The 20,394-nt window shown below is 72.6% G+C and carries 12 protein-coding genes and 1 pseudogene; 7 read left to right on the plus strand and 6 right to left on the minus strand.

The window, feature by feature from the left end; translation table 11 throughout:
- Positions 1-1,279: 1,279 nt before the first annotated feature.
- On the plus strand, positions 1,280-2,323 hold the full coding sequence (locus ACZ4Z5_RS30160; RefSeq protein ID WP_468268709.1) for a protein phosphatase 2C domain-containing protein: 1,044 nt from the start codon (positions 1,280-1,282) through the stop codon (positions 2,321-2,323).
- 418 nt (positions 2,324-2,741) lie between these two features.
- Positions 2,742-3,203 (plus strand): ATP-binding protein, encoded by a 462-nt coding sequence (locus tag ACZ4Z5_RS30165; RefSeq protein ID WP_468268712.1) that lies wholly within the window; start codon positions 2,742-2,744, stop codon positions 3,201-3,203.
- A 56-nt stretch (positions 3,204-3,259) separates the two neighbouring features.
- Here the strand turns inward: ACZ4Z5_RS30165 and ACZ4Z5_RS30170 are convergent, their stop codons facing one another.
- Together ACZ4Z5_RS30170 and ACZ4Z5_RS30175 are read right to left on the minus strand one after the other, a co-directional pair.
- Positions 3,260-4,300: a DUF2637 domain-containing protein gene (locus ACZ4Z5_RS30170; protein ID WP_468268715.1), complete on the minus strand. Its 1,041-nt coding sequence runs from the start codon at positions 4,298-4,300 to the stop codon at positions 3,260-3,262.
- Between the two features lie 192 nt (positions 4,301-4,492).
- A complete protein-coding gene (locus ACZ4Z5_RS30175) occupies positions 4,493-5,341 on the minus strand; it encodes a (2Fe-2S)-binding protein (protein WP_468268718.1) in 849 nt (282 codons plus the stop codon).
- A 425-nt stretch (positions 5,342-5,766) separates the two neighbouring features.
- On the opposite strand from ACZ4Z5_RS30175, the gene ACZ4Z5_RS30180 reads away from it, so the two are divergent.
- Positions 5,767-6,438, plus strand: a complete 672-nt coding sequence (locus ACZ4Z5_RS30180; RefSeq protein WP_468268721.1) for a GntR family transcriptional regulator — start codon at positions 5,767-5,769, stop codon at positions 6,436-6,438.
- Between the two features lie 23 nt (positions 6,439-6,461).
- Here the strand turns inward: ACZ4Z5_RS30180 and ACZ4Z5_RS30185 are convergent, their stop codons facing one another.
- From ACZ4Z5_RS30185 to ACZ4Z5_RS30200, 4 genes are all read right to left on the minus strand, one after another.
- Entirely contained in the window at positions 6,462-7,844 is a 1,383-nt protein-coding gene (locus ACZ4Z5_RS30185) for an FAD-binding oxidoreductase (protein ID WP_468268724.1), read from the minus strand.
- Between the two features lie 204 nt (positions 7,845-8,048).
- Complete coding sequence (locus tag ACZ4Z5_RS30190) at positions 8,049-8,813, minus strand: hypothetical protein (protein WP_468268727.1); 765 nt, start codon at positions 8,811-8,813, stop codon at positions 8,049-8,051.
- 222 nt (positions 8,814-9,035) lie between these two features.
- On the minus strand, positions 9,036-12,503 hold the full coding sequence (locus ACZ4Z5_RS30195) for a HelD family protein (RefSeq protein WP_468268730.1): 3,468 nt from the start codon (positions 12,501-12,503) through the stop codon (positions 9,036-9,038).
- A 249-nt stretch (positions 12,504-12,752) separates the two neighbouring features.
- A complete protein-coding gene (locus tag ACZ4Z5_RS30200; protein WP_468268733.1) occupies positions 12,753-14,447 on the minus strand; it encodes a PucR family transcriptional regulator in 1,695 nt (564 codons plus the stop codon).
- Between the two features lie 247 nt (positions 14,448-14,694).
- Here ACZ4Z5_RS30200 and ACZ4Z5_RS30205 point away from each other — a divergent pair, with 247 nt between their 5' ends.
- The 4 genes and pseudogenes from ACZ4Z5_RS30205 to ACZ4Z5_RS30220 all read left to right on the plus strand — a co-directional run.
- Positions 14,695-15,585: an FAD binding domain-containing protein gene (locus ACZ4Z5_RS30205; RefSeq protein WP_468268736.1), complete on the plus strand. Its 891-nt coding sequence runs from the start codon at positions 14,695-14,697 to the stop codon at positions 15,583-15,585.
- A 2-nt stretch (positions 15,586-15,587) separates the two neighbouring features.
- Positions 15,588-16,169, plus strand: a complete 582-nt coding sequence (locus ACZ4Z5_RS30210) for a (2Fe-2S)-binding protein (RefSeq protein ID WP_468268739.1) — start codon at positions 15,588-15,590, stop codon at positions 16,167-16,169.
- Positions 16,170-16,171: 2 nt separating this feature from the next.
- The gene (gene pucD, locus ACZ4Z5_RS30215; protein WP_468268742.1) at positions 16,172-18,583 is read left to right on the plus strand and encodes a xanthine dehydrogenase subunit D; all 2,412 of its coding nucleotides are present in this window, start codon (positions 16,172-16,174) and stop codon (positions 18,581-18,583) included.
- Between the two features lie 262 nt (positions 18,584-18,845).
- Positions 18,846-20,297 (plus strand): annotated as a pseudogene (locus ACZ4Z5_RS30220) (NCS2 family permease); the annotation flags it as partial.
- Positions 20,298-20,394 lie beyond the last annotated feature (97 nt).

Genomic DNA, 20,394 nt, shown 5'->3' on the forward strand with positions numbered 1-20,394 from the left:
AGGTTCCGGCTGAAACTCGACGAAAGCCTCTCCTTCCAGGGCCTGCCCTTTCCGTCCGCCCGGTATGACCTGCCGGGGTACGGCGACAAGTTCCTGGCGGCGTACGACGGCCGGACGGCCGGCCCGAGCGCCGGGCCAGGCGGTCACATCCCGCCGGGGTCACCGTGGCGAAGCCCACGCACGCGTACGAGGGCGGCACGACCTCGACCGCGGCAGCCCCGGAAGCCACCGTCGATCACGCCGATGTGACCGGAAAGACCGTCACCCTCAAGAGTGAACTGACCGATGCCTACGGCAATTCGGTCTCCTGGACCGTGGACGGCGCATACGGCGTGCGCTGCCACGACCGGTCCGCCGGACGGCCTTCCCGTGGGGGGTGGGGCCGTCCGGCGGACCCTTCGGATTTTCCGTGCACCGTTTCCGCGCGGCACTGCCGGTGGACAATAGGGGCATGAGCCAGCAGGGGGAGAAGCCCACCGAGGACGACTGGTGGCACCGGCTGTACGACACGACCACTCCCGACACCGGCGCGGCGGGGGAGGGCGACACGCTCGACGACCGCTTCGACTCCGCGAAGGGCGCGGTCGACCCGGCGGAGCCGGACACCCCGCCATTCGCCGGGCCTCGGTCGGAGCACGGCCGATACGACACAGAGGACTCGAAGTCCGCTCAACAGCCGTCGGGGCAAACGCCGCCCGCAGCGCCGCAGCCCGTACCGCCGCGGCCCGGACCGCCGCCGACCTGCGGGGCACCGGGCAGGGCACCCACCGCGAACGGTCCGGAGCCCGAGGGCGACACGGCGTCGGGCACGGGGGTCGAGCGGGCGCCCTGGGAGGCCGGACCCGCCGCGGTGGGCCCGCGGACCTTCCCGTCGCGGCCGGCGGTGCCACCGCGGCCCGCCGTACCGCCCGTTCCTTCGGTGCCACCGGCCCGTCGGCCCACGGCGGACCCGTACGCGCAGACACCGGCATTACCGTCGGACCCGCCCGGCCCGCCCGTCCCCGTCGAACGAACGCCGGGAAGCCCGGCCGTACCGGGCTCGACACCCGCTCCTGGAGCCTCCACGGCGCCGTCCCCATCAGGGACCGCCGCGACGCAAGGCACCGCGTCCGCATCGGGATCCGCGTCCTCGTCCGATTCGGACTCCACACCCCCATCCCCATCCCCATCCCCATCTCTGTCCGCATCCGATCAGGGGCGCCCGTCCGCGCCGGGACGTACGCCCGCCGAGGGCGGCCCGGTCAGGCCCGGAAGCGCGCCCGCCCCGGAAGGCCCCGCCATGTCCGCACCCCCGCACGCCCGGCCGCCCGTCCCCCGGGAACGTTCCGGTTCCTCCCGGGCACCCCGTCCGTCCACCGGATACGTGGGGGACGGGCCGCCGACGTACGACCCCGAGCCGACCGCGCTGCCCGCCTCGCTGCCGGAGGAACTGTCCGGACTGGTCGCGGACACGGTGCTCGACGGCGCTCGCTACGGCTCGTACACCCTTCGTGCGGCGTCGCAGCGCGGTGACTCGGCGCGCTACCGGGGCGAGCCGCGTCGCGACGCGATGCTGACCGCGCGGTTCGGGCAGGGCGAGAGCGCGATCGTGCTCGTCGCCGTGGCGGCGGGTGCCCGCGCCACGGAGACCGCGCGCCGGGCGGCCGCGGACGCATGCCGTCGGATCGGCGGAGCCGTCGGCCGCAGTCATGAACGTCTCTCCGAGGACATCAGGGCCGGTCGCCGTGGCGATCTCAAGTCGGGACTGCACCGGCTCACCGCGCGCGGCTACGGACAGCTCCGTGCACGTGCGGCCGAACTCGGCCTGGAACCGGACGAGTACACCGCCTCTCTGCGGTGTCTGCTGCTCAGCGCCGACCCGGAATGCCGGACCCGGGTGTTCTTCGGCATCGGCGACGGCGGTCTGTTCCGGCTGCGGGACGGAGTGTGGCAGGACATCGAACCGAACGTCCCGGACCCCGAGTCGCTCAAGGGCGGACCGGTCGTCGGATACGGCTCGCCGCCCGAGGAGACCGCCGAGGGGGACCGCCTCACCATGGACCTCGGTGTCGCGAGCCATCCCTCTCCGTTCATCGAGAGCCCGCCCCCGCCGACCGAACCGTTCCGGTTCCGGGCCTCCGTCGCCCGCCCGGGCGACACGCTGCTGCTGTGCAGCAAGGGCCTCGCGGAGCCGCTGCGCGGCGAGCCCGCCCTCGCCGAGGAACTCGCCGCGCGCTGGTCGGGCGGTGAACCGCCGGGCCTCGCGGCGTTCCTCGCCGACACCCAGCTCAGGGTGAAGGGGTACGCCGACGACCGGACCGCCGTCGGCGTCTGGGAGGCGTAGGGGGGTGTCAGGCGGGCCGGGCCCGGCCGTGATCCACCGGACACCCCTGACCCCTATCGCCCCCGGCCGGAGCTCTCGGGGAAGCAGACCGTTGAGTGGGTGGCGGCTCGTGTCCTGTGGCCGGGCGAGGGCCTTTCCCCATGGCAGGTCACGACGGATCGCGGCGTACAGACCGACGAGGCGACGTCCCGACGCCCTGTTCGCCGGCAGGACCGTCCTGGACGGCGGCGTCGGCCGCATGGTCCGGGTGGCCCGCTCTCATTGGCGTAATGCGTCCAGGCCATGACACTTCCCGCGCAGTGTGACGAATCAGGCACGGACCGGCACGGCTTCGGAGGCGTGCGGCTCGTCACTCGGGGCATGCATCTCCAGTGAGCCTGTTCGAGGGGGAGGTCGGTCCGAAGTGCGGGTGGGAATCATGACGGGGCGTCACAGGGGGACCGGACCTGCGGCCGACGGGTCGCACCGTGGATCGGAGGCCGGGGAGGAGCAGGAGGGCCGTATGCACCGCCGACTGGGCAGAGCCGACTTACGGGCGGTGGCCGATGTCCGCCGCGGACTGCGTGAGTTACTGGGGGGCCGGCCGCGCACCGGAGCGGCCGCCGATGTGGCGGAACTCCTCACCAGCGAGCTGGTGACCAACGCACTGATCCACACCGACCACGGGGCGGTCGTCACCGCGACCGTGGGGGAGTCCACCCTCCGGGTGGAGGTGGGCGACTCGACCGGAGGAACGCCGAAGCCGTACGAACCGCCCGAGGACGGTACGCACGGCAGGGGGTTGATGCTCGTCCAGGCCCTGGCCGACGCGTGGGGCGTCCGGCGACAAGGCCCGGGCAAGGTCGTCTGGTTCGAACTGAACTGGGGGCCCGCATCGTGATGTCGACCCCCGAGCGGTGAACGAGGCCTGTCGCCTCGTGACTGCATCCGTCGCTTTCAGCCGAACTGCTGCTCCAGGTCCTTCAGTTTGCGTTCCAGTGAGTCCAGTCTCGGCAGCGCCTGGGTGTCGTCCTCCGCGGTGAGGTCCACGGTGACCGGCTCAGCCGGGGAGAGGGCCTGCAGGGAGGGCCTTGGGCGTACGGGCAGTTGCGCCTTCTCCGGTATGGCGGGCTCCACGGCCTGTGCCGCCGAGGCGGGGGATCCGACCTGCGCCACCTCGACCTGATGGCCGCCGCGGGCCCGGGGCCACGCCCGGTGCTGCCGGTTGATGGCCCTTATCCTCGCGCGGTCCAGCTTCTGCTGCTCGCGTCGCTGCATCTTGGTCCGGATCTTCTCGCGCCGGTCCTCCCGCACCTCCTCGACTGCTTCGTCCAGTGAGCGCACGCCTTCCAGCAGCATCAGTGACCAGGCGCCGAAGGTCTCGCGAGGCGCCCGAAGCCAGCGGACGACGCGGATCTGCGGCAGCGGGCGCGGCACCAGGCCCTGTTCGCGCAGGGCGGCCCGGCGGGTCTGCTTGAGTGCGCGGTCGAAGAGCACCGCGGCCGAGAGGGACATGCCGGCGAAGAACTGCGGGGCCCCGGCGTGGTGGATGCCCCGCGGCGCGTGCACCCAGTTGAACCAGGCGGCCGCACCCGCGAACATCCACACCAACAGCCGGGAGCCGAGGGCCGCGTCGCCGTGGCTCGCCTCGCGGACCGCGAGCACGGAGCAGAACATGGCCGCGCCGTCGAGACCGAACGGGACCAGGTACTCCCAGCCCCCCGAGAGGTTCAGGTTCTGCCGGCCGAAGCCCACCAGGCCGTGGAACGAAAGGGCGGCCGCCACCGCGGCGCAGCAGAACAGCAGCAGGTACGAGGCCATGCCGTAGACGGCTTCCTTGCGTCTGCGGCGCTCCTCGGTGCGCTCCCAGCTGTCGTCGGCCGCGGTCTGGTCACCGGCGCGCTTGCCGCGCGCGACCACCGCCACCGCCGCCATGACCCCCAGGAGCAGTACGGCGCCCGGAAGCAGCCAGTCCAGCGATATGTCGGTCAGTCTCATGCGGTGTCCCTTGCATCGCTTGGGGCTTTTCCGGCGCCATATTGGCGGAAGGCACCGGTCTACCAAGGGGTTTCGGGGCAAGAGAACGCCAACGGAGTGACCAGGCATGCGAATAGGCGCGATCCACTCGAACTGTCGTATGGGAATGCCGAGTTGAGTTCGAATATCCTCACTCGAACGGGTGGCGTGGGATCAGGCCGTCGCGGTGAGCCGGCCGATCCGGTCCGCGTCGCAGGTCCGCGGGCAGGTGGTGCAGGTGTCCTCGGGGCGCAGGGTGTAGAAGAGACAGCAGGTGACCCGGTCGCGGGTCTGCAGGGCCTCGCCGCCCGGGCCCGCCAGTCCGCGGAAGGCGGGCGTGCCCACGTAGGGCTTCGCCGTCCCGGGCATGAGCAGGTCCAGTTCGCGCATCGCGCGCGGTTCCTCGCCGAGCACACCGGCGATGTACCAGAGGCCTTCGATCACGTCGTCCGTGACGATGCCCCACAGGGCGCGGCTGCCGCGCCGCACCCGCGGCCGGAAGCCGTCGAGGACGGGTCCGAGATGCTCCGCGACGGCGGACCGCAGCTCCGCCCGCAGGGCCTCCTCGTCCGGGACGACCACAGCCCCGTGCTGCGCGGCCGCCGGATCGTCCGGGAGGCAGACGAACGAGGCGACCCGTACCGCCATCCGCCCCAGGTGGCGCTGGTGGGCGACGTCGGCCGCGGCCAGCCGTGGCACCCTGCGGTGCAGGAACCACGGCACGGTGAACAGCAGGCACGCCGGCCAGGCGTAGCGGTGCAGGCCGAAACCGGCGACCACGTCGGGGCGGCCCTGTCGGCCGTAGTCGCGCAGTACCTGCGCGTTGTCCCAGGCGAGGAAGGCGTCGAGTGCCGGTCCGCCGGCCGCCAGCTCGGCCGCGGTCACCCATCCGGCGTCCCGCGGCAGTGGTTCCCCGGGTGCCGTCTCCGTCACACTCAGGCCGGGATACGCCTCGGCGAGGCGTGCGTAGGAATCCGCCAGCGGAGCTGTGGCAGGGTCGCTGAGCAGGGCGGAAACGGTCATGCGGGACCACCGAATCGCAAGCGTTGAAAAGGTTAGCCTAACCTTACCCGATCTATTCGGTGTGTGAACCACGGCCACGGTCCGCCTATCGTGCACAAGGGCCGCCCGCACCCGCAGCCCGAGGCCCGACCGACCGGGGGAGGAGGACCCGAGTGGAGCAGAGGACCACACCGCGCGACACCACACCGCCGTCCTACGGGCGGCCGTGGGTCCCCGCACAGGCGGGCCGCGCCACGCGACGGCCGGCGCCCCTCCCCGGCACCCCGGCCGGCGGCCACCACGTCCCCGGCGAGCCGGCCCCGCCCGCCGTACCCGGGCCCGTGACCCCCGCACCTGTCCTTCCGCCCGGTCTCGCGCCCGGCGTCCCCGAGCGTTCCGCGCCCGACGCCCCCTGGCCCTCATCGCCCGGCGGTCGCGGTGCGGACATGACCGACGGAACACCGGGCGACGTCGGGAACACCGCCGGGGACGGAACGGTGCGCCGGCACTCCGTGCGCGGACAGGTGCTGGACGCGCTGCGAGCCGCCCTTGTGGGCGGGGAGCTCGAGCCCGGCGAGGTCTACTCCGCGCCCGTACTCGGCGACCGGCTGGGCGTTTCCGCCACCCCTGTCCGGGAGGCCATGCAGCAGCTCGCCCTCGAAGGCGCCGTCGAGGTGGTTCCCAACCGCGGCTTCCGGGTCGTGCGCCGCACCCACGCCGACCTCGCCGAGCTGGCCGAGGTGCGCGCCCTGATCGAGGTGCCGGTCATGCTGCGGCTCGCCCGCACCGTCCCGGCCGACCGGTGGTCCGAACTGCGCCCGCTCGCCGAGGCCACCACCGCGGCCGCCGCCGTCGACGACCGGGCCGCCTACGCCGAATCGGACCGAGCGTTCCACCGGGCGGTCCTCGGCCTCGCGGGCAACCGGCAGCTCGTGGCGATAGCCGACGACCTGCACCGGCGCTCCCAGTTGCCGCTGGTCACCGGGCCCGCGCCGCGGCGCGCGGACCTGGTCGCGGACGCCGCGGAGCACACCGCCCTGCTCGATGCGCTCGCCGCGGGCGACCTCACGGTGGTCGAAACACTCGTCAGGGAGCACTTCGCCGACGCCGGGGGCTGACCCGGCCTGCCGGCGCCCGCCCGTCAGGCTGGCCTGATGTTGTGGTTCAGGTGGAAGACGTTCGCCGGGTCGTACTCCGCCTTCACCGCGGCCAGCCGCTTGTAGTTGTCCTCGCCGAAGCCGGCACGGACACGGTCCTCGCCCTCGTTGCCGATGAAGTTCAGGTACACCGCGCCGACCGACCAGGGCAGGGCGTCCGCGCGCACGTCCCGCGCCCACTTCCGGCCGCGCTCGTCGTCCGCCGGGTCTTCCCACAGGCCGAACGGATGCAGTGCCCACGACGCCCTGCGCCACGGCAGGGGGTGTTCCCCGTAGTTGCGGGACACGGCACCGCCCATGGGGAACAGCACGTGCTGGCTCGCCGACGGGACGATCATGTCGTGGGCCCGTGCCGAGAACCGGTCGGCCAGCTCGTCGGGGAAGTCCGCCACGTACTCCGCCGACCAGTAGTTCCGCAGCCCCGGCGGGTCGTCGAGCATGCACTGGAACTCCGCGTACGGCACGTCGGAGACGAACTCGGCCGGCGGCTTCAGCGACAGCAACGGCTCGGCGAGTTCGCCCAGCTCGGCGACACGGCCCGTATACGTGACGATGACGGCGCAGGTGAGACGGCCGACGAGGGACTCGGGCACGAACTCCTCGGGAGGGCCGGTCAGATAGATCAGACCGCCGCCGATCCCGTCGGGGGCGCGCTCGATGAACGACCGGTAGGTGCCCAGCACCTCGCGCCCCGACTCGGGGGGCCACATCAGGATCGCCGTCGAGAAGGCCGGCAGCGGATGCAGCCCGAAAGTGAAGGACGTGGCCACGCCGAAGTTCCCGCCGCCGCCGTGCAGTGCCCAGAACAGCTCGGGGTTCTCGTTCTCGCTCGCGGTGACGAGCCGGCCGTCCGCGGTGACGAGCCGGACCTCCAGCAGGCTGTCGCAGATGAGCCCGAACGCCCGCTCCAGCCAGCCGGAACCGCCGTTCAGGGTGAACCCCCCGATCCCCGTCGTCGACACCCGCCCGCCGGTCACCGCGAGGTGGAACGGCTGGGTGGCCTCGTCCAGATCGTGCATGACGGCCCCGCCGCCCACCGTGGCCGTGCGCGCGTCGGGGTCGACCGTGACCCCGTTCATCCGGCGCAGGTCGATGACCAGCCCGCCGTCGCTGAGTGCCGTCCCCGCGACGCTGTGGCCGCCGCAGCGGACACCGATCTCCAGGCCCTGTTCCCGCCCGAACGCGATCGCCTGTGCCACGTCGTCGCTGGTCGCGCACTGGGCGATGACCGCGGGGCGCTTGCCGATCATCGCGTTGAAGACCGCGCGGGCCTCCTCGTATCCCGGGTCCTGGGGCGTGAGCACCCCGCCCGCCAGACCGGTGCGAAGCCCGGCGAGCGCTGCGTCCGCCATGCCAGAGGTTGTCATGATGCCCCCTTCCCGGGGCGCGATCAGGGCCTCTTCGAGCGTAACCCGGGCAGTCGGGGCAGTCATTCGGGCTCGTCATCCGGGCTCGCCACGGGGCGAACACCTGGGGCGACGCCGTTCGTTGACGTCTGCCCGTCTGCCCGTCTGCCCGTCTGCCCGTCTGCCCGTCTGCCCGTGCCCGTTCTGCCGGGGTCGGCCCCGCCGTCAGGCCGGTGCGGCCGGCGGCGTCAGTTGGGCCGACAGCCAGGTGGGCACCCCGCCCAGCAGACGGAACAGCCGGGCCGCCTCCGCCCGCAGCCGCCCTGCCTCCGGCTCGGGCTCCGCGTCCGCGAGCGCGGCCAGCGCGGGTGCCGTCCCCACCAGGTAGCCCAGCTCCTCCCGGATCCGCAGCGACTCCGAGAACCCGTGCCGGGCCTCCTGCAACTCGCCGTCGCGCAGCGCCAGCCCCGCCAGGTGACGCCAGGTGAACGACAGCAACAGCTCGTCACCCTGCGCCGCGGCGCCCGAGTGCGCCCTCCGGTACGCGGCGCGCGCCGCCTGGGGCGAGTCCGCGAGGTGCTCGGCGACCAGCCCGCGCCGGAAGTCGAGCAGCGCACGCCCCGGGGCCGACGGCGCCAGCAGCGCCGCGGCTCTGCCGAGCGCCGCCCGCGCCTCGTCCGCACGGTCCCTGGCGCCCAGCACCGTCGACGCGTAGGCCAGCTGCCCCCGTTCGCAGGCCGCCGCGCCCCGCTCGTCGTCGTCCTTCGCCATCGCCTCGGCGGCCCGCAGCGCCTCCTCGGCCTCCGCCCAGCCGCGCTCGGTGAACAGACAGCGTTCCACCAGCAGGGACGCCCGCTGCAGGGCGATCGGCGCCTCGGTCGCGTGCGGGGTGAGCAGATCGGCCGCGTCGGACCAGCAGCCGCGGGAACGCAGCCGCCATACCGCGGTCTGGACGGGGTTTCCCTCGCTGGCCGTTCCGTTCCCAGACATGGCGGTATCCGCCACATTGCCTCCCCAGGAGCACGCCATTGAGCTGATGAGTCGTTGGCGAATCTCAGCATGAATCCCGGTGCCCGGCCAAGGGGGTGGGTGAAGCGTTTCACAAACGGCCGGAGCCCGGCGTTGATTGATTGGTTTTCAGCCAGGCGCCGCGCTTCGGCGGCGCCCCGCTCGCTCCCGTACGCCCCGCGCATCCACCCTGCGCCCGGCGTGTCACGCCCCTGGGGAGCCCAGTGCGGTTTCCGTGTCCCGGCCGCCCCATCCGTCACGCGTGCGCCAGAGGACCCGGACGCCGAAGACGTCGCGGACGGTGTCGGCCGACCAGTCTTCGGCGGGGGGTTCGCAGAGGACCAGGCAGAGCGCGTCGGCCGGGGCCGGCAGGGTGTGGTTGATCTCGAGGAGGCGGGTCGCTCCCGAGCGGAGGTCCTGGTAGGCGGAACGGCCGGCCCCCAGGACCTCGTAGACGACCAGGCCGCGGTCGGTCACACAGCCGACGTCGACGACCGGTGAGTCGGTCGGCTGGAGATCCGCCCACAGCAGGGCGGACTTCAGGGCGTGGCGCACCGCTTCGTGCTTGTTGCACGTGCGGTCGGCGGCAGCCGAGGCCTCCAGCGCGCGGAGGAACCCCTCCCTCGTGGTCGCGGGCTTCGCCGGTGCGGGAGCTTCTTCGACGGTGGGCACTGGTGCGGTCTCCTCCTGCTCGGGCCGGGACTTGGGGTGGGGCGGCCGGGGATGCTGGGGCGCGGCGACGGTGGGTGCCCCACCGGGCGCCGGTTCTGCGGCATCGGCCAGGCGGGAGCCGAGTGTTTCCCGTGCCCGGGCGAGGGCCTCGGTCCAGCCCGAGGCCGCCAGCTCGTCCCGGAGCCTGTCCACGTCCAGCGCGTCGTCCTTGAGTGCGCGGTTGGCGCCCGCCGCGAGGTCGCGCAGGGCACCCAGACGCTGCCGGTCCGGGGAGCCGAGCACGCGTCGGACGTCCACCCAGTCCGACTGGTCGCGGCGGAGGACACGGTTGGCCATGCCCTGCAGCTCGGACAGACGGCCGCGGGCGTCCTGGGGGACGGCGCCCCCGTCGGCCACCAGCTCGTCGAGCACGCCGAGTGCCGCCAGGTAGCGTTCCGCCATCCTGGGCGTGACCGGGCGACGTCCGCGCTGGTCGGCGGTGAGCACGCTGTGGGTGGTCTCGTTCTCGAACACCCAGCAGTCCAGTTCCTCGCCCGGACGCGGCGGTGCGGAGCCGTGCCGGACGGTGAGGACCAGCGGGCGGTCGCTGGCGGGGGACAGTGCCTCCACCTTGTAGCGGCCGCCAGGACCGGGGCCGAGTACGCGCACCCGGACGTCGGTTCCGATGTCGGGGACGCCGCCCCGCGTGGTGCCGGGTCCCTCCCCGGTCGCGGGTGCTTCGGCGGGGCCGTCGGTGTTCGTGAGGACCTCCGGGAGCGGCGAGGTGTGCAACACGGTCAGGCTCTGCGTGCTGCGAGTGAGGGCGATGTAGAGCTGCCGCAGGCCGGCCGGGCCGCGGTCGGCGATGGTGGCGGGCTCGACGACGAGCACGTGGTCGTACTCCATGCCTTTGGCCTGGGCGGCGGCCATCACGGACACCGCCTCGCGCCGCTCGCCGGTGAGGGTGTCCGTACGGTCGAGGCGGCGGCCGATCTCGCCGAGCCACCCCGAGTCGTCGGGCACGATGACCGCGAGGGAGCGCAGGGTGTGTCCGTCGCTGGTGCCCACCAGACGGGTCACCTCGGCGACGGTGTCGTCGAGGAGCTTCCACGGTTCGGTCGCCACGGTCCTCACGACGTCCCCGCCGGCCTCGCGGACGGCCTGCGGGTAGGGCAGCGCCGGGGCGACCGCACGGGCGAGGGGTGCGACGAATTCCATGATCTCCGCCGGCACGCGGTAGCTGGTGCCGAGCTCGGCGACCCGCCAGTCGCCGTGGTCGGACAGGAGTGTGCCGAGGCCGTCCCAGCTCGTGTGGGTGTGGGGGCCGGTGGCCTGGGCGAGGTCGCCGAGGACCGTCATCGAGCCGCCCACGGCGCAGCGGCGGCGGAGGGCGCGGGCCTGCATGGGAGTGAGGTCCTGGGCCTCGTCGACGACGATGTGTCCGTAGCGCCGGGTGGTCTCCCCGGTGATGAGGAAGTGGAGTTCCTCGATGCAGACGTGGTCGTCGAGGGTCCAGGGGTCGGCGTCGGCGGAGGCGGCCCGGGGGCGGTGCAGAGCGGCCTGTTCGTCGGCGTCGAGGATGCCGTCGGCGCAGCTGCGCAGCAGGTCGGGCGAGTCGTAGAGACTGCGCAGGGCCTCCCGGGCGCCCGGTGACGGCCAGATGCGTTCCACGATCCGCTCGACGCGGCGATTGCGTTCCAGGTCCCGGCGGATCGTGCCGCCCTGCGCACGGCGCGGGGCGATGGCGGCGAGCTCCTGGAGGAGGCGGTCGACGAGCAGGCTGCGGAAGCGTTCGCGGCGCTGCCGGTAGGGGCCGTCGCCGCCGCGGACCTCGTCGAGGAGGGCGAGGACGTCGGATCGCGGAACGCGCAGGGTCGCGATGCCGGCGCCGACGACGACCGCGGGCTCGTCCCCCTTGAAGGAAGGGGGACTGGTCAGCTCGTCGACGGCCTCGGGTCGGCAGTCGTGCTCGACGCGGCGCCTCAGTACGGCCGCCATGCGTTCGTCGGACTTCACCAGCCGGGCACGTGCGGAGTCGGTGCCGAGGATCGTCCCGTCCCAGAGCCGGCCGAGCTGGACGGCGTTGACGTCCCGGGTGCCGAGGGTGGGCAGGACCTGCCCGACGTAGTCGAGGAACCGCTGGTGGGGGCCGATGACGAGGATGTCCTGGGCCCTGAAGTGCTCGTTGTCGACGAGCCAGGTCACGCGGTGCAGACCGACTGCCGACTTGCCGGTGCCCGGGCCGCCCTGCACGACGAGGACGTCGGACGGGGAGCCGGTGACCAGGTCCATCTGGTCGCGGCGGATGGTCTCCACGATGTCCCGCATACGGCCGCTCCGGGAGCGCAGGAGCTCGCGCAGCAGGAAGTCGTCCGGCTGGAGCGGTTTTCGGCGCTGGATGCGGGCCACGTCGCCGGGCGTGGGGGTCGGCAGGCGGCCCTGGTCCTGCGGTGCACTCCCTTGCGGCCCGGCCTCCGCAGCCGCCCCGGGCACGGGCACCCTCCCCGTGGCGTCCTCGATCACGTCGTCCGCGGCGGGCCGTGGCTCCGGGACGGTCGGGCGGGCGAGTGCCGGGGCCGCCACCGGGGCGATCTCGTCGAAGTAGTCCTCGACGACGCGCTGTACGCATCGCAGCCGCCGCCGCAGGAGCACGTCCCCCCGGGCCTCGGGCCGTGCCTCGATCCACCTCTTCGCCAACGGGCTGGTCCACAGCAGGACCACCGGTTCGTTCGCGGAGTCGCGCACGCCCCGTCGGCCGATGTACCAGGGCCGGGGCGCTCCTCCGGGCTCCTCCGGCGCGTCGACCCGGGCGAAGACCAGCGACTCGTTGCCGAGCCCTCCGTATGCGGCGGCCTGCTCCTCCGCGTGGATCCGGTTGGCGATGCCGTCCTTGCCGCTCGCCGAGGCCGTGGCGGCCGAGGTCCCGCTCATCTCGGTCAGCCGCGCGGTGTAGCAGTCGTACGCGTGGTCCACCGCCTTCTGCTCGCCGGCGATGACCTCGTCGCGTGTGGTGGTGCTCATGTGCGCCCCTCCCCGCGGCGCACGAGGGCGCCGCTACGGGCCTGTGCCCGTACCCCGCTGAAAGGACTATCAGATTCCGGATGGTCACGTCGGGTCACCGGGCAAGATCCGGACTGGCTCCGTGGCGCGCACATGTGTCCGCGCCACCTCTGTGCGACCTGCACGCTCCTGCCGTGTGCCGGGTGTGGATCCGCGCAGCCCGTCGCGCCGCGCACGCCCCTCGGACAGGCGCACCATGGGGACAGAGCGTCAGCTCATCCGCAGCGCCAGGAAGAAGTCCAGTTTGTCCTCCAGGCGCGACAGATCGCGGCCGGTGAGTTGCTCGATCCGGCCCACCCGGTAGCGCAGGGTGTTGACATGCAGGTGGAGCCGGGTCGCGCAGCGCGTCCAGGAACCGTCGCAGTCGAGGAACGCCTCGAGTGTGGGGATGAGCTCCGCCCGGTGCCGCCGGTCGTACTCCCGCAGGGGATCGAGCAGCCGGGCCGTGAACGCGCGGCGCACGTCGTCGGGGACGAACGGCAGCAGCAGGACGTGCGAGGCGAGCTCGTGGTGACCGGCGGCGCAGACCGTGCCGGGGCGTGCGCCGGCGACACGGCGGGCGTGCCGCGCCTCCTCGAGCGCGCCGCGCAGCCCCTCCGCCGAGTGGACGGCGGCGCTGACGCCGAGGGTGAGCCGGCCGTCGTCGCCGAGGCCCGCGGACAGCGGACCCTTCACGGTGTCGAGCAGGGCGTCCGCATGGAGTCCGGTCTCGCCGCCGGTGTCCCCGGCGCCGACCGCGGGGAGCGGGACGAGCGCGATGGCCTCCTCGCCGGTGTGGGCGACCGCGATCCGGTCGGCGGACTCCGCTCCGGTGGCCGCCGGGTCGAAGAGGATCTCCTCCAGCAGTGCCTGGGCGATCCGGCCGTCCGCGGATTCCTGCTGTCCGTCCTGCAGCCAGTCGACCCTGGCCACGACGACCTGCCAGTGCGGGGCGGTGCCGAGGCCGGGCAGCAGGACCGGCGCGGCCACCCGGAGGCGGGCGGCGATCTCGCCGGGCGCGGCACCGGTCTGGACGAGTTCGAGGACCTCCTGGGCGAGGCGGCGCCGCACCGTGCGGGCGGCGTCACGGCGGTCGCGTTCGACGGCGATCAGCTGGGTGACGCCCTGGAGCAGGTCGAGCCGGGCGGCGGGCCAGTCGCCGGCGTCCGCCTCGACCGCGAGCAGCCAGTCGGAGAGGACGGTTTCCCGTACATCGCGCGAGGCCGGGGCGGCGGCCTGCCCGCCGGCCCCCGCTGGTCCCCAGTTCCGGACCGGGAACAGCGAATACGTGGTGCCCGCGACGACCGCCCGGTGCGGTGCGCGGCGGCCGGTCCGCAGCGCGGCCAGGTGTTCGCCGGCGAGCTGCGCACCGGCACCCGGGGGCAGCGGGGCGCCCGCACCGGCGATCTGCCGGCCGGTGGGGGACAGGACCCAGGCGTGCAGGTCCAGGTCGGAGCCGAGCAGGTCGAGGACCACCTCGGGGCCGCCGCCGGCCGGGCCGGACGTCATCAGGCGGCGGTGGCGGTCCACGACGGCCGCCAGGTCCCCGGCCCGCTCGCCGGACACCTGGCGCACCACGTGCTCGGTGATCGTCGCGAACGCGACGGACTCGTTGACGGCGAACAGGGGCAGCCGGTGCCGGGCACAGGCCTCGACGAGATCGTGCGGGATGTCGCCGAGCTCGGCCTCGCCGGCCGCGAGGCCGACGACACCGGCGCCGGTGAGGATCCGGACGAAGGACTCGGAATCCTCGGCCGAGCGCCGCCAGGCCAGACCCGTGAGGACGAGTTCGCCGCCGGAGAGGTAGCGGCTGGGATCGCGCAGGTCGGTGGTCATCACACCACGCACCGTGCGGTCGAGTTCCTCCTCGCCGCCGAGCAGCCGCAGGCCCAGCGCCTCGGTTTCCAGGAGTGCGCGCAGCCGCATGTTCTCGCCGCCGATCTGTCTCGATGTTGCCGTTCGAAGTCGGTGAGGTTACGGAGCCCCGCCTTTCGTTCGAATCTACAAGACGCGGGTGAGGACCAGCCAACTCCTTCATGGTTTCGGTGACTGCACCCGACGGAGCAGTGCTTGTGTACTTGGGCCACACCACGTGAACACCACATGAACGAGACGAGGACCGGCCGTCCCCGGGTCCCCGCGTACGACCCGATCGAGAAGAAGAGAGCCACTGATGGACTTCCTTCGCCCCGCCGGCTGGGAGGAGGCGCTCGCCGCGAAGGCCGAGCACCCTTCAGCCGTGCCCATCGCGGGTGGCACCGATGTGATGGTCGAGATCAACTTCGATCACCGGCGGCCCGAGTACCTCCTGGACCTGAACCGCATCGGCGAGCTCTACGAATGGGAGATCGGTGAGGAGCACGTCCGGCTCGGCGCCTCCGTCCCGTATGCCCGGATCATGGAGCACCTGCGCCGCGAGCTGCCGGGCCTCGCGCTCGCCTCGCACACCGTCGCCTCCCCGCAGATCCGCAACCGCGGCGGCGTCGGCGGCAACCTCGGCACCGCCTCCCCGGCGGGCGACGCCCACCCGGCCCTGCTGGCCGCGGGTGCGGAGGTCGAAGTGGAGTCCGTACGGGGCACCCGGTTCATCCCGATCGACGACTTCTACACCGGCGTGAAGCGCAATGCGCTGGAGCCCGACGAGCTGATCAAGGCCATCCACATCAGGAAGGCCCGGGGCCCCCAGCAGTACTCCAAGGTCGGCACCCGCAACGCCATGGTCATCGCGGTGTGCGCCTTCGGTCTCGCCCTGCACCCGGAGACCCGCACGGTCCGGACCGGCATCGGTTCCGCGGCCCCAACGCCGATCCGGGCCCGTGAGGCCGAGGAGTTCCTGAACGCGGCCCTGGAGGAGGGCGGCTTCTGGGACAACGGCAAGATCATCACCCCGTCGGTCGCCAAGCAGTTCGCGGACCTGTGCGCCGCCGCCTGCAACCCGATCGACGACGTGCGCGGCAGCGCGCGGTACCGCCGGCACGCCGTCGGCATCATGGCCCGCCGTCAGCTGGGCTGGACCTGGGAGCAGTACCGCGGCACCGGCCGCCCGCTGGAAGGAGCTGCGTGAGCATGCGCGTCAATTTCACGGTCAACGGCCGTCCGCAGGAAGCCGACGACGTCTGGGAGGGCGAGAGCCTGCTCTACGTCCTGCGCGAGCGCCTCGGGCTCCCGGGTGCGAAGAACGCGTGCGAGCAGGGCGAGTGCGGTTCCTGCACGGTCCGCCTGGACGGGGTCCCGGTGTGCTCGTGCCTGGTCGCCGCCGGTCAGGTCGAGGGGCGAGAGGTCCTCACGGTCGAGGGCCTCGCCGACTACGCGAAGCAGCGCGCCGAGGGCGGCTGTGCCACCGGCGCCTGCGGCACCTCCCTCCAGGACGCACAGCACTGGAGCGCCAAGGGCACCGACTCGCGGACCGGCGAGGGCAGTGGACTCTCCCCGGTCCAGCAGGCGTTCGTCGACGCGGGCGCGGTCCAGTGCGGCTTCTGCACCCCCGGACTGCTGGTCGCCGCCGACGAGCTGCTGGAGCGCAACGGTTCCCCGTCCGACGCGGACATCCGCGAGGCGCTCTCCGGCAACCTGTGCCGGTGCACCGGCTACGAGAAGATCCTGGACGCGGTCCGCCTGGCGGCCGCCCGTCAGGGAGAGGCGGTCTGACGATGGCACAGCACACCCGGGTCGCCGGCGTCCCGTCCGGCACTCCCGCCAAGGTCACCCAGGGCTCCCGGACGAAGGGCGGCATCGGCGAGTCGACGCTCCGCCCGGACGGCATCCTGAAGGTCACCGGCGAGTTCGCCTACTCCTCGGACATGTGGCACGAGGACATGCTCTGGGGCCAGATCCTGCGCTCCCCGGTCGCCCACGCCGAGATCGCCTCGATCGACATCACCGAGGCCGTCGCCATGCCGGGCGTGTACGCCGTCCTCACGTACGACGACCTGCCCACCGAGGTGAAGAACTACGGCCTGGAGATCAAGGACACCCCGGTCCTGGCCAACGGGCGGGTGCGCCACCACGGCGAGCCGGTGGCGCTGGTCGCCGCCGACCACCCCGAGACCGCCCGCCGCGCCGCCGCGAAGATCAAGGTCGACTACCGGGAACTGCCCGTCGTCACCGACGAGGCCTCCGCGACCGCCCCCGATGCCCCGCTGCTCCACCCGGGCCGTACGGACCACCACGCGGCCCATGTCGCGCACCCCAACATCGTCCACCGCCAGCCGATCGTCCGCGGCGACGCGGAGGAGGCGCGCGGGCGGGCCGATGTGATCGTCACCGGCGAGTACGTCTTCGGCATGCAGGACCAGGCCTTCCTCGGCCCGGAGTCCGGCCTCGCGGTACCGGCGGAGGACGGCGGCGTCGACCTGTACGTGGCCACCCAGTGGCTGCACTCCGACCTCCGCCAGATCGCCCCGGTGCTCGGCCTGCCCGAGGAGAAGGTGCGGATGACGCTCTCCGGCGTCGGCGGTGCCTTCGGCGGACGCGAGGACCTGTCGATGCAGATCCACGCCTGCCTGCTGGCCCTCCGCACCGGCAAGCCCGTCAAGATCGTCTACAACCGGTTCGAGTCCTTCTTCGGCCACGTCCACCGGCACCCGGCGAAGCTCTGGTACGAGCACGGAGCCACCAGGGACGGCAAGCTCACCCATATGAAGTGCCGGATCGTGCTGGACGGCGGCGCGTACGCCTCCGCCTCCCCGGCCGTCGTCGGCAACGCCGCCTCCCTCTCCGTCGGCCCGTACGTCCTGGACGACGTGGACATCGAGGCGATCGCGCTCTACACCAACAACCCGCCCTGCGGCGCCATGCGCGGCTTCGGCGCGGTCCAGGCATGCTTCGCCTACGAGGCGCAGATGGACAAGGTGGCCGCGGAACTCGGTATGGACCCGGTGGAGTTCCGCCGGATCAACGCGATGGAACAGGGCACGGTCATGCCGACCGGCCAGCGGGTCGACTCCCCGGCCCCCGTCGCCGAACTGCTGCGCCGGGTCAAGGCCCGCCCGCTGCCACCGGAGCGCCAGTGGGAGGTCGCCGACGGCGACGCCGACGTGCGGGAACTGCCCGGCGGCCTGTCGAACACCACGCACGGCGAGGGTGTCGTCCGCGGTGTCGGCTACGCGGTCGGCATCAAGAACGTCGGATTCTCCGAGGGCTTCGACGACTACTCGACCGCCAGGGTGCGCATGGAGGTCATCGCCGGAGAACCGGTCGCGACCGTGCACACCGCGATGGCCGAGGTCGGCCAGGGCGGTGTCACCGTCCACGCGCAGATCGCCCGTACCGAGCTCGGGGTCAACCGGGTCACCATCCACCCGGCCGACACCCAGGTCGGCTCCGCCGGCTCCACCTCCGCCTCCCGGCAGACCTATGTGACCGGTGGCGCGGTGAAGAACTCCTGCGAGCTGGTCCGCGAGAAGGTCCTGGAGACCGGCCGCCGGAAGTTCGGCTCGTACCACCCGGCCTGGGCCAACGCCGAACTGCTGCTGGAGGGCGGCAAGGTCGTCACCGACGGCGGTGAGGTCCTCGCCGACCTGGTGGACGTTCTGGAGGACGAGGCCGTGGAGGTCGAGGCCGAGTGGCGGCACCGGCCGACCGAGGCCTTCGACCTGCGCACCGGCCAGGGCGACGGCCACGTCCAGTACTCGTTCGCCGCGCACCGCGCCGTCGTCGAGGTGGACACCGAGCTCGGCCTGGTCAAGGTGATCGAGCTGGCCTGCGCCCAGGACGTCGGCAAGGCCCTGAACCCGCTGTCGGTCGTCGGCCAGATCCAGGGCGGCACCACCCAGGGCCTGGGCATGGCGGTCATGGAGGAGATCCTCGTCGACCCGAGGACCGCGAAGGTGCGCAACCCGTCCTTCACCGACTATCTGATCCCCACCATCCTCGACACGCCGACCATCCCCGTCGACGTGCTCGAACTCGCCGACGGCCACGCGCCCTACGGCCTGCGCGGCATCGGCGAGGCCCCGACCCTGTCCTCCACCCCGGCCGTCCTCGCGGCGATCCGGAACGCGACGGGTCTGGAGCTCAACCGGACGCCGGTCCGCCCCGAGCACCTGACCGGCACCGCGTAACCCCGGTTCTCCGGGCGGCGCGTTCCTCGGGAACGTCACACTTCCACGGCCGCGCCGCCCGGAACCCCACCGCACCGCTCGCGGTCCACAACACCCATAACAGGGGGAGTGCTTCGTCTCTCCGCAGCAACCGCAGTACCGCAGTACCAGTTTGTCGCAGTACCAGTTCGTCTCGGGCCGTCCCCCGGGTCGTGCAGCCAACGAGGAATCCCAAATCCCGCAGTCGATGCGGGTGCCCCTTTGAACCTTGGGAGTAGGCACCATGACCCAGTCGTCAGTGGAGCCCAGGACGGCAGTGGAGGACGCGGGCCCCGGCTCGCGCGTCCCGGCCGGAAGGTCCTGGCTCGACCGGTACTTTCACATCTCCGACAGAGGATCGTCGGTCGCGCGCGAGGTGCGCGGCGGCATCACCACCTTCATGGCGATGGCGTACATCCTCCTGCTCAACCCCCTGATCCTCGGTGGCAAGGACGTTGCGGGCAACGTCCTCGGCCAGCCGGGACTCATCACTGCGACTGCCCTCGCGGCCGCCGCGACCACCCTGCTCATGGGTTTCGTGGGCAAGGTCCCGCTCGCGCTCGCGGCCGGCCTCAGCGTCTCCGGTGTCCTCGCCTCCCAGGTCGCACCCCAGATGACCTGGGGTCAGGCCATGGCCATGTGCGTCATGTACGGCATGGTGATCTGCCTGCTGGTGGTCACCGGCCTGCGGGAAATGATCATGAATGCGATCCCGTTGCCGCTCAAGCACGGCATCACCATGGGAATCGGTCTGTTCATCGCTGTCATCGGCCTCGTCAAGGCCGGCTTCGTCGGCACCGAAGGACCGACGCCCCTCAGCCTCGGTCCCGCCGGTGAGCTCGCCGGCTGGCCGGTCCTGGTCTTCTGCGTCACCCTGCTGGCGATCTTCGCCCTGCAGGCGCGGAACGTCCCGGGCGCCATCCTGATAGGCATCGTCACCGGGACCGTGTTCGCGGTGATCACCCACAACGTCGTCGGCCTCGACGCCAAGGCGTGGAACATGAGCCCGCCGGAGCTGGCCGGCAGTCCGGTCTCCATGCCAGACTTCTCGCTCCTCGGCCACGTCGAGTTCGGCGGCTGGGGCGATGTCGGCCTGATGACCGTCGGCATGATCGTCTTCACTCTGGTGCTCGCCGGGTTCTTCGACGCCATGGCCACCATCATCGGAGTCGGCACCGAGGCCGGCCTCGCCGACGACAAGGGCCGTATGCCCGGCCTGTCCAAGGCGCTGTTCATCGACGGCGCGGGCGGTGCGATCGGCGGCGTCACCGGCGGATCCGGCCAGACCGTGTTCGTCGAGTCCGCGACCGGCGTCGGCGAGGGTGCCCGCACGGGCCTCTCGTCCGTCGTCACCGGCCTCCTCTTCGCGGCCTGCCTGTTCTTCACCCCGCTGACGGCCATCGTGCCGCCCCAGGTGGCCTCGGCCGCGCTCGTGGTGATCGGCGCGATGATGATGCAGAACGCCTCGCACGTCGACTGGCGGGACCGTTCCGTCGCCGTTCCGGTCTTCCTGACCGTGACCCTGATGCCCTTCACTTACAGCATCACGGCGGGCGTCGCCGCCGGAGTCGTGTCCTACGTCGTCATCAAGGTGGCGCAGGGCAAGGCCAGGGAGGTCGGCGCCTTCATGTGGGGCCTGACCGCGATCTTCATCGTGTTCTTCGCGATCCACCCCATCGAGAGCTGGCTGGGCGTGGGGGGGGGGGGGGGGGGGAGGGGGGGGGGGGGGGGAGGGGGGGGGGGGGGGGGGGGGGGGGGGAGGGGGAGGGGGGGATGGGGGAGGGGGGGGGGGA

The sequence above is a fragment of the Streptomyces sp. NPDC030222 genome (assembly GCF_055573115.1).

Excerpts from the sequence above, each read along its gene's own strand:
- ACZ4Z5_RS30180 (WP_468268721.1), top strand. The coding sequence starts at position 5,767 with ATGACCGACGGAACACCGGGCGACGTCGGGAACACCGCCGGGGACGGA.
- ACZ4Z5_RS30200 (WP_468268733.1), bottom strand. The coding sequence starts at position 14,447 with ATGCGGCTGCGCGCACTCCTGGAAACCGAGGCGCTGGGCCTGCGGCTG.
- ACZ4Z5_RS30210 (WP_468268739.1), top strand. The coding sequence starts at position 15,588 with ATGCGCGTCAATTTCACGGTCAACGGCCGTCCGCAGGAAGCCGACGAC.
- ACZ4Z5_RS30205 (WP_468268736.1), top strand. The coding sequence starts at position 14,695 with ATGGACTTCCTTCGCCCCGCCGGCTGGGAGGAGGCGCTCGCCGCGAAG.
- pucD (WP_468268742.1), top strand. The coding sequence starts at position 16,172 with ATGGCACAGCACACCCGGGTCGCCGGCGTCCCGTCCGGCACTCCCGCC.
- ACZ4Z5_RS30165 (WP_468268712.1), top strand. The coding sequence starts at position 2,742 with ATGACGGGGCGTCACAGGGGGACCGGACCTGCGGCCGACGGGTCGCAC.
- ACZ4Z5_RS30170 (WP_468268715.1), bottom strand. The coding sequence starts at position 4,300 with ATGAGACTGACCGACATATCGCTGGACTGGCTGCTTCCGGGCGCCGTA.
- ACZ4Z5_RS30160 (WP_468268709.1), top strand. The coding sequence starts at position 1,280 with ATGTCCGCACCCCCGCACGCCCGGCCGCCCGTCCCCCGGGAACGTTCC.
- ACZ4Z5_RS30195 (WP_468268730.1), bottom strand. The coding sequence starts at position 12,503 with ATGAGCACCACCACACGCGACGAGGTCATCGCCGGCGAGCAGAAGGCG.
- ACZ4Z5_RS30175 (WP_468268718.1), bottom strand. The coding sequence starts at position 5,341 with ATGACCGTTTCCGCCCTGCTCAGCGACCCTGCCACAGCTCCGCTGGCG.
- ACZ4Z5_RS30185 (WP_468268724.1), bottom strand. The coding sequence starts at position 7,844 with ATGACAACCTCTGGCATGGCGGACGCAGCGCTCGCCGGGCTTCGCACC.
- ACZ4Z5_RS30190 (WP_468268727.1), bottom strand. The coding sequence starts at position 8,813 with ATGTCTGGGAACGGAACGGCCAGCGAGGGAAACCCCGTCCAGACCGCG.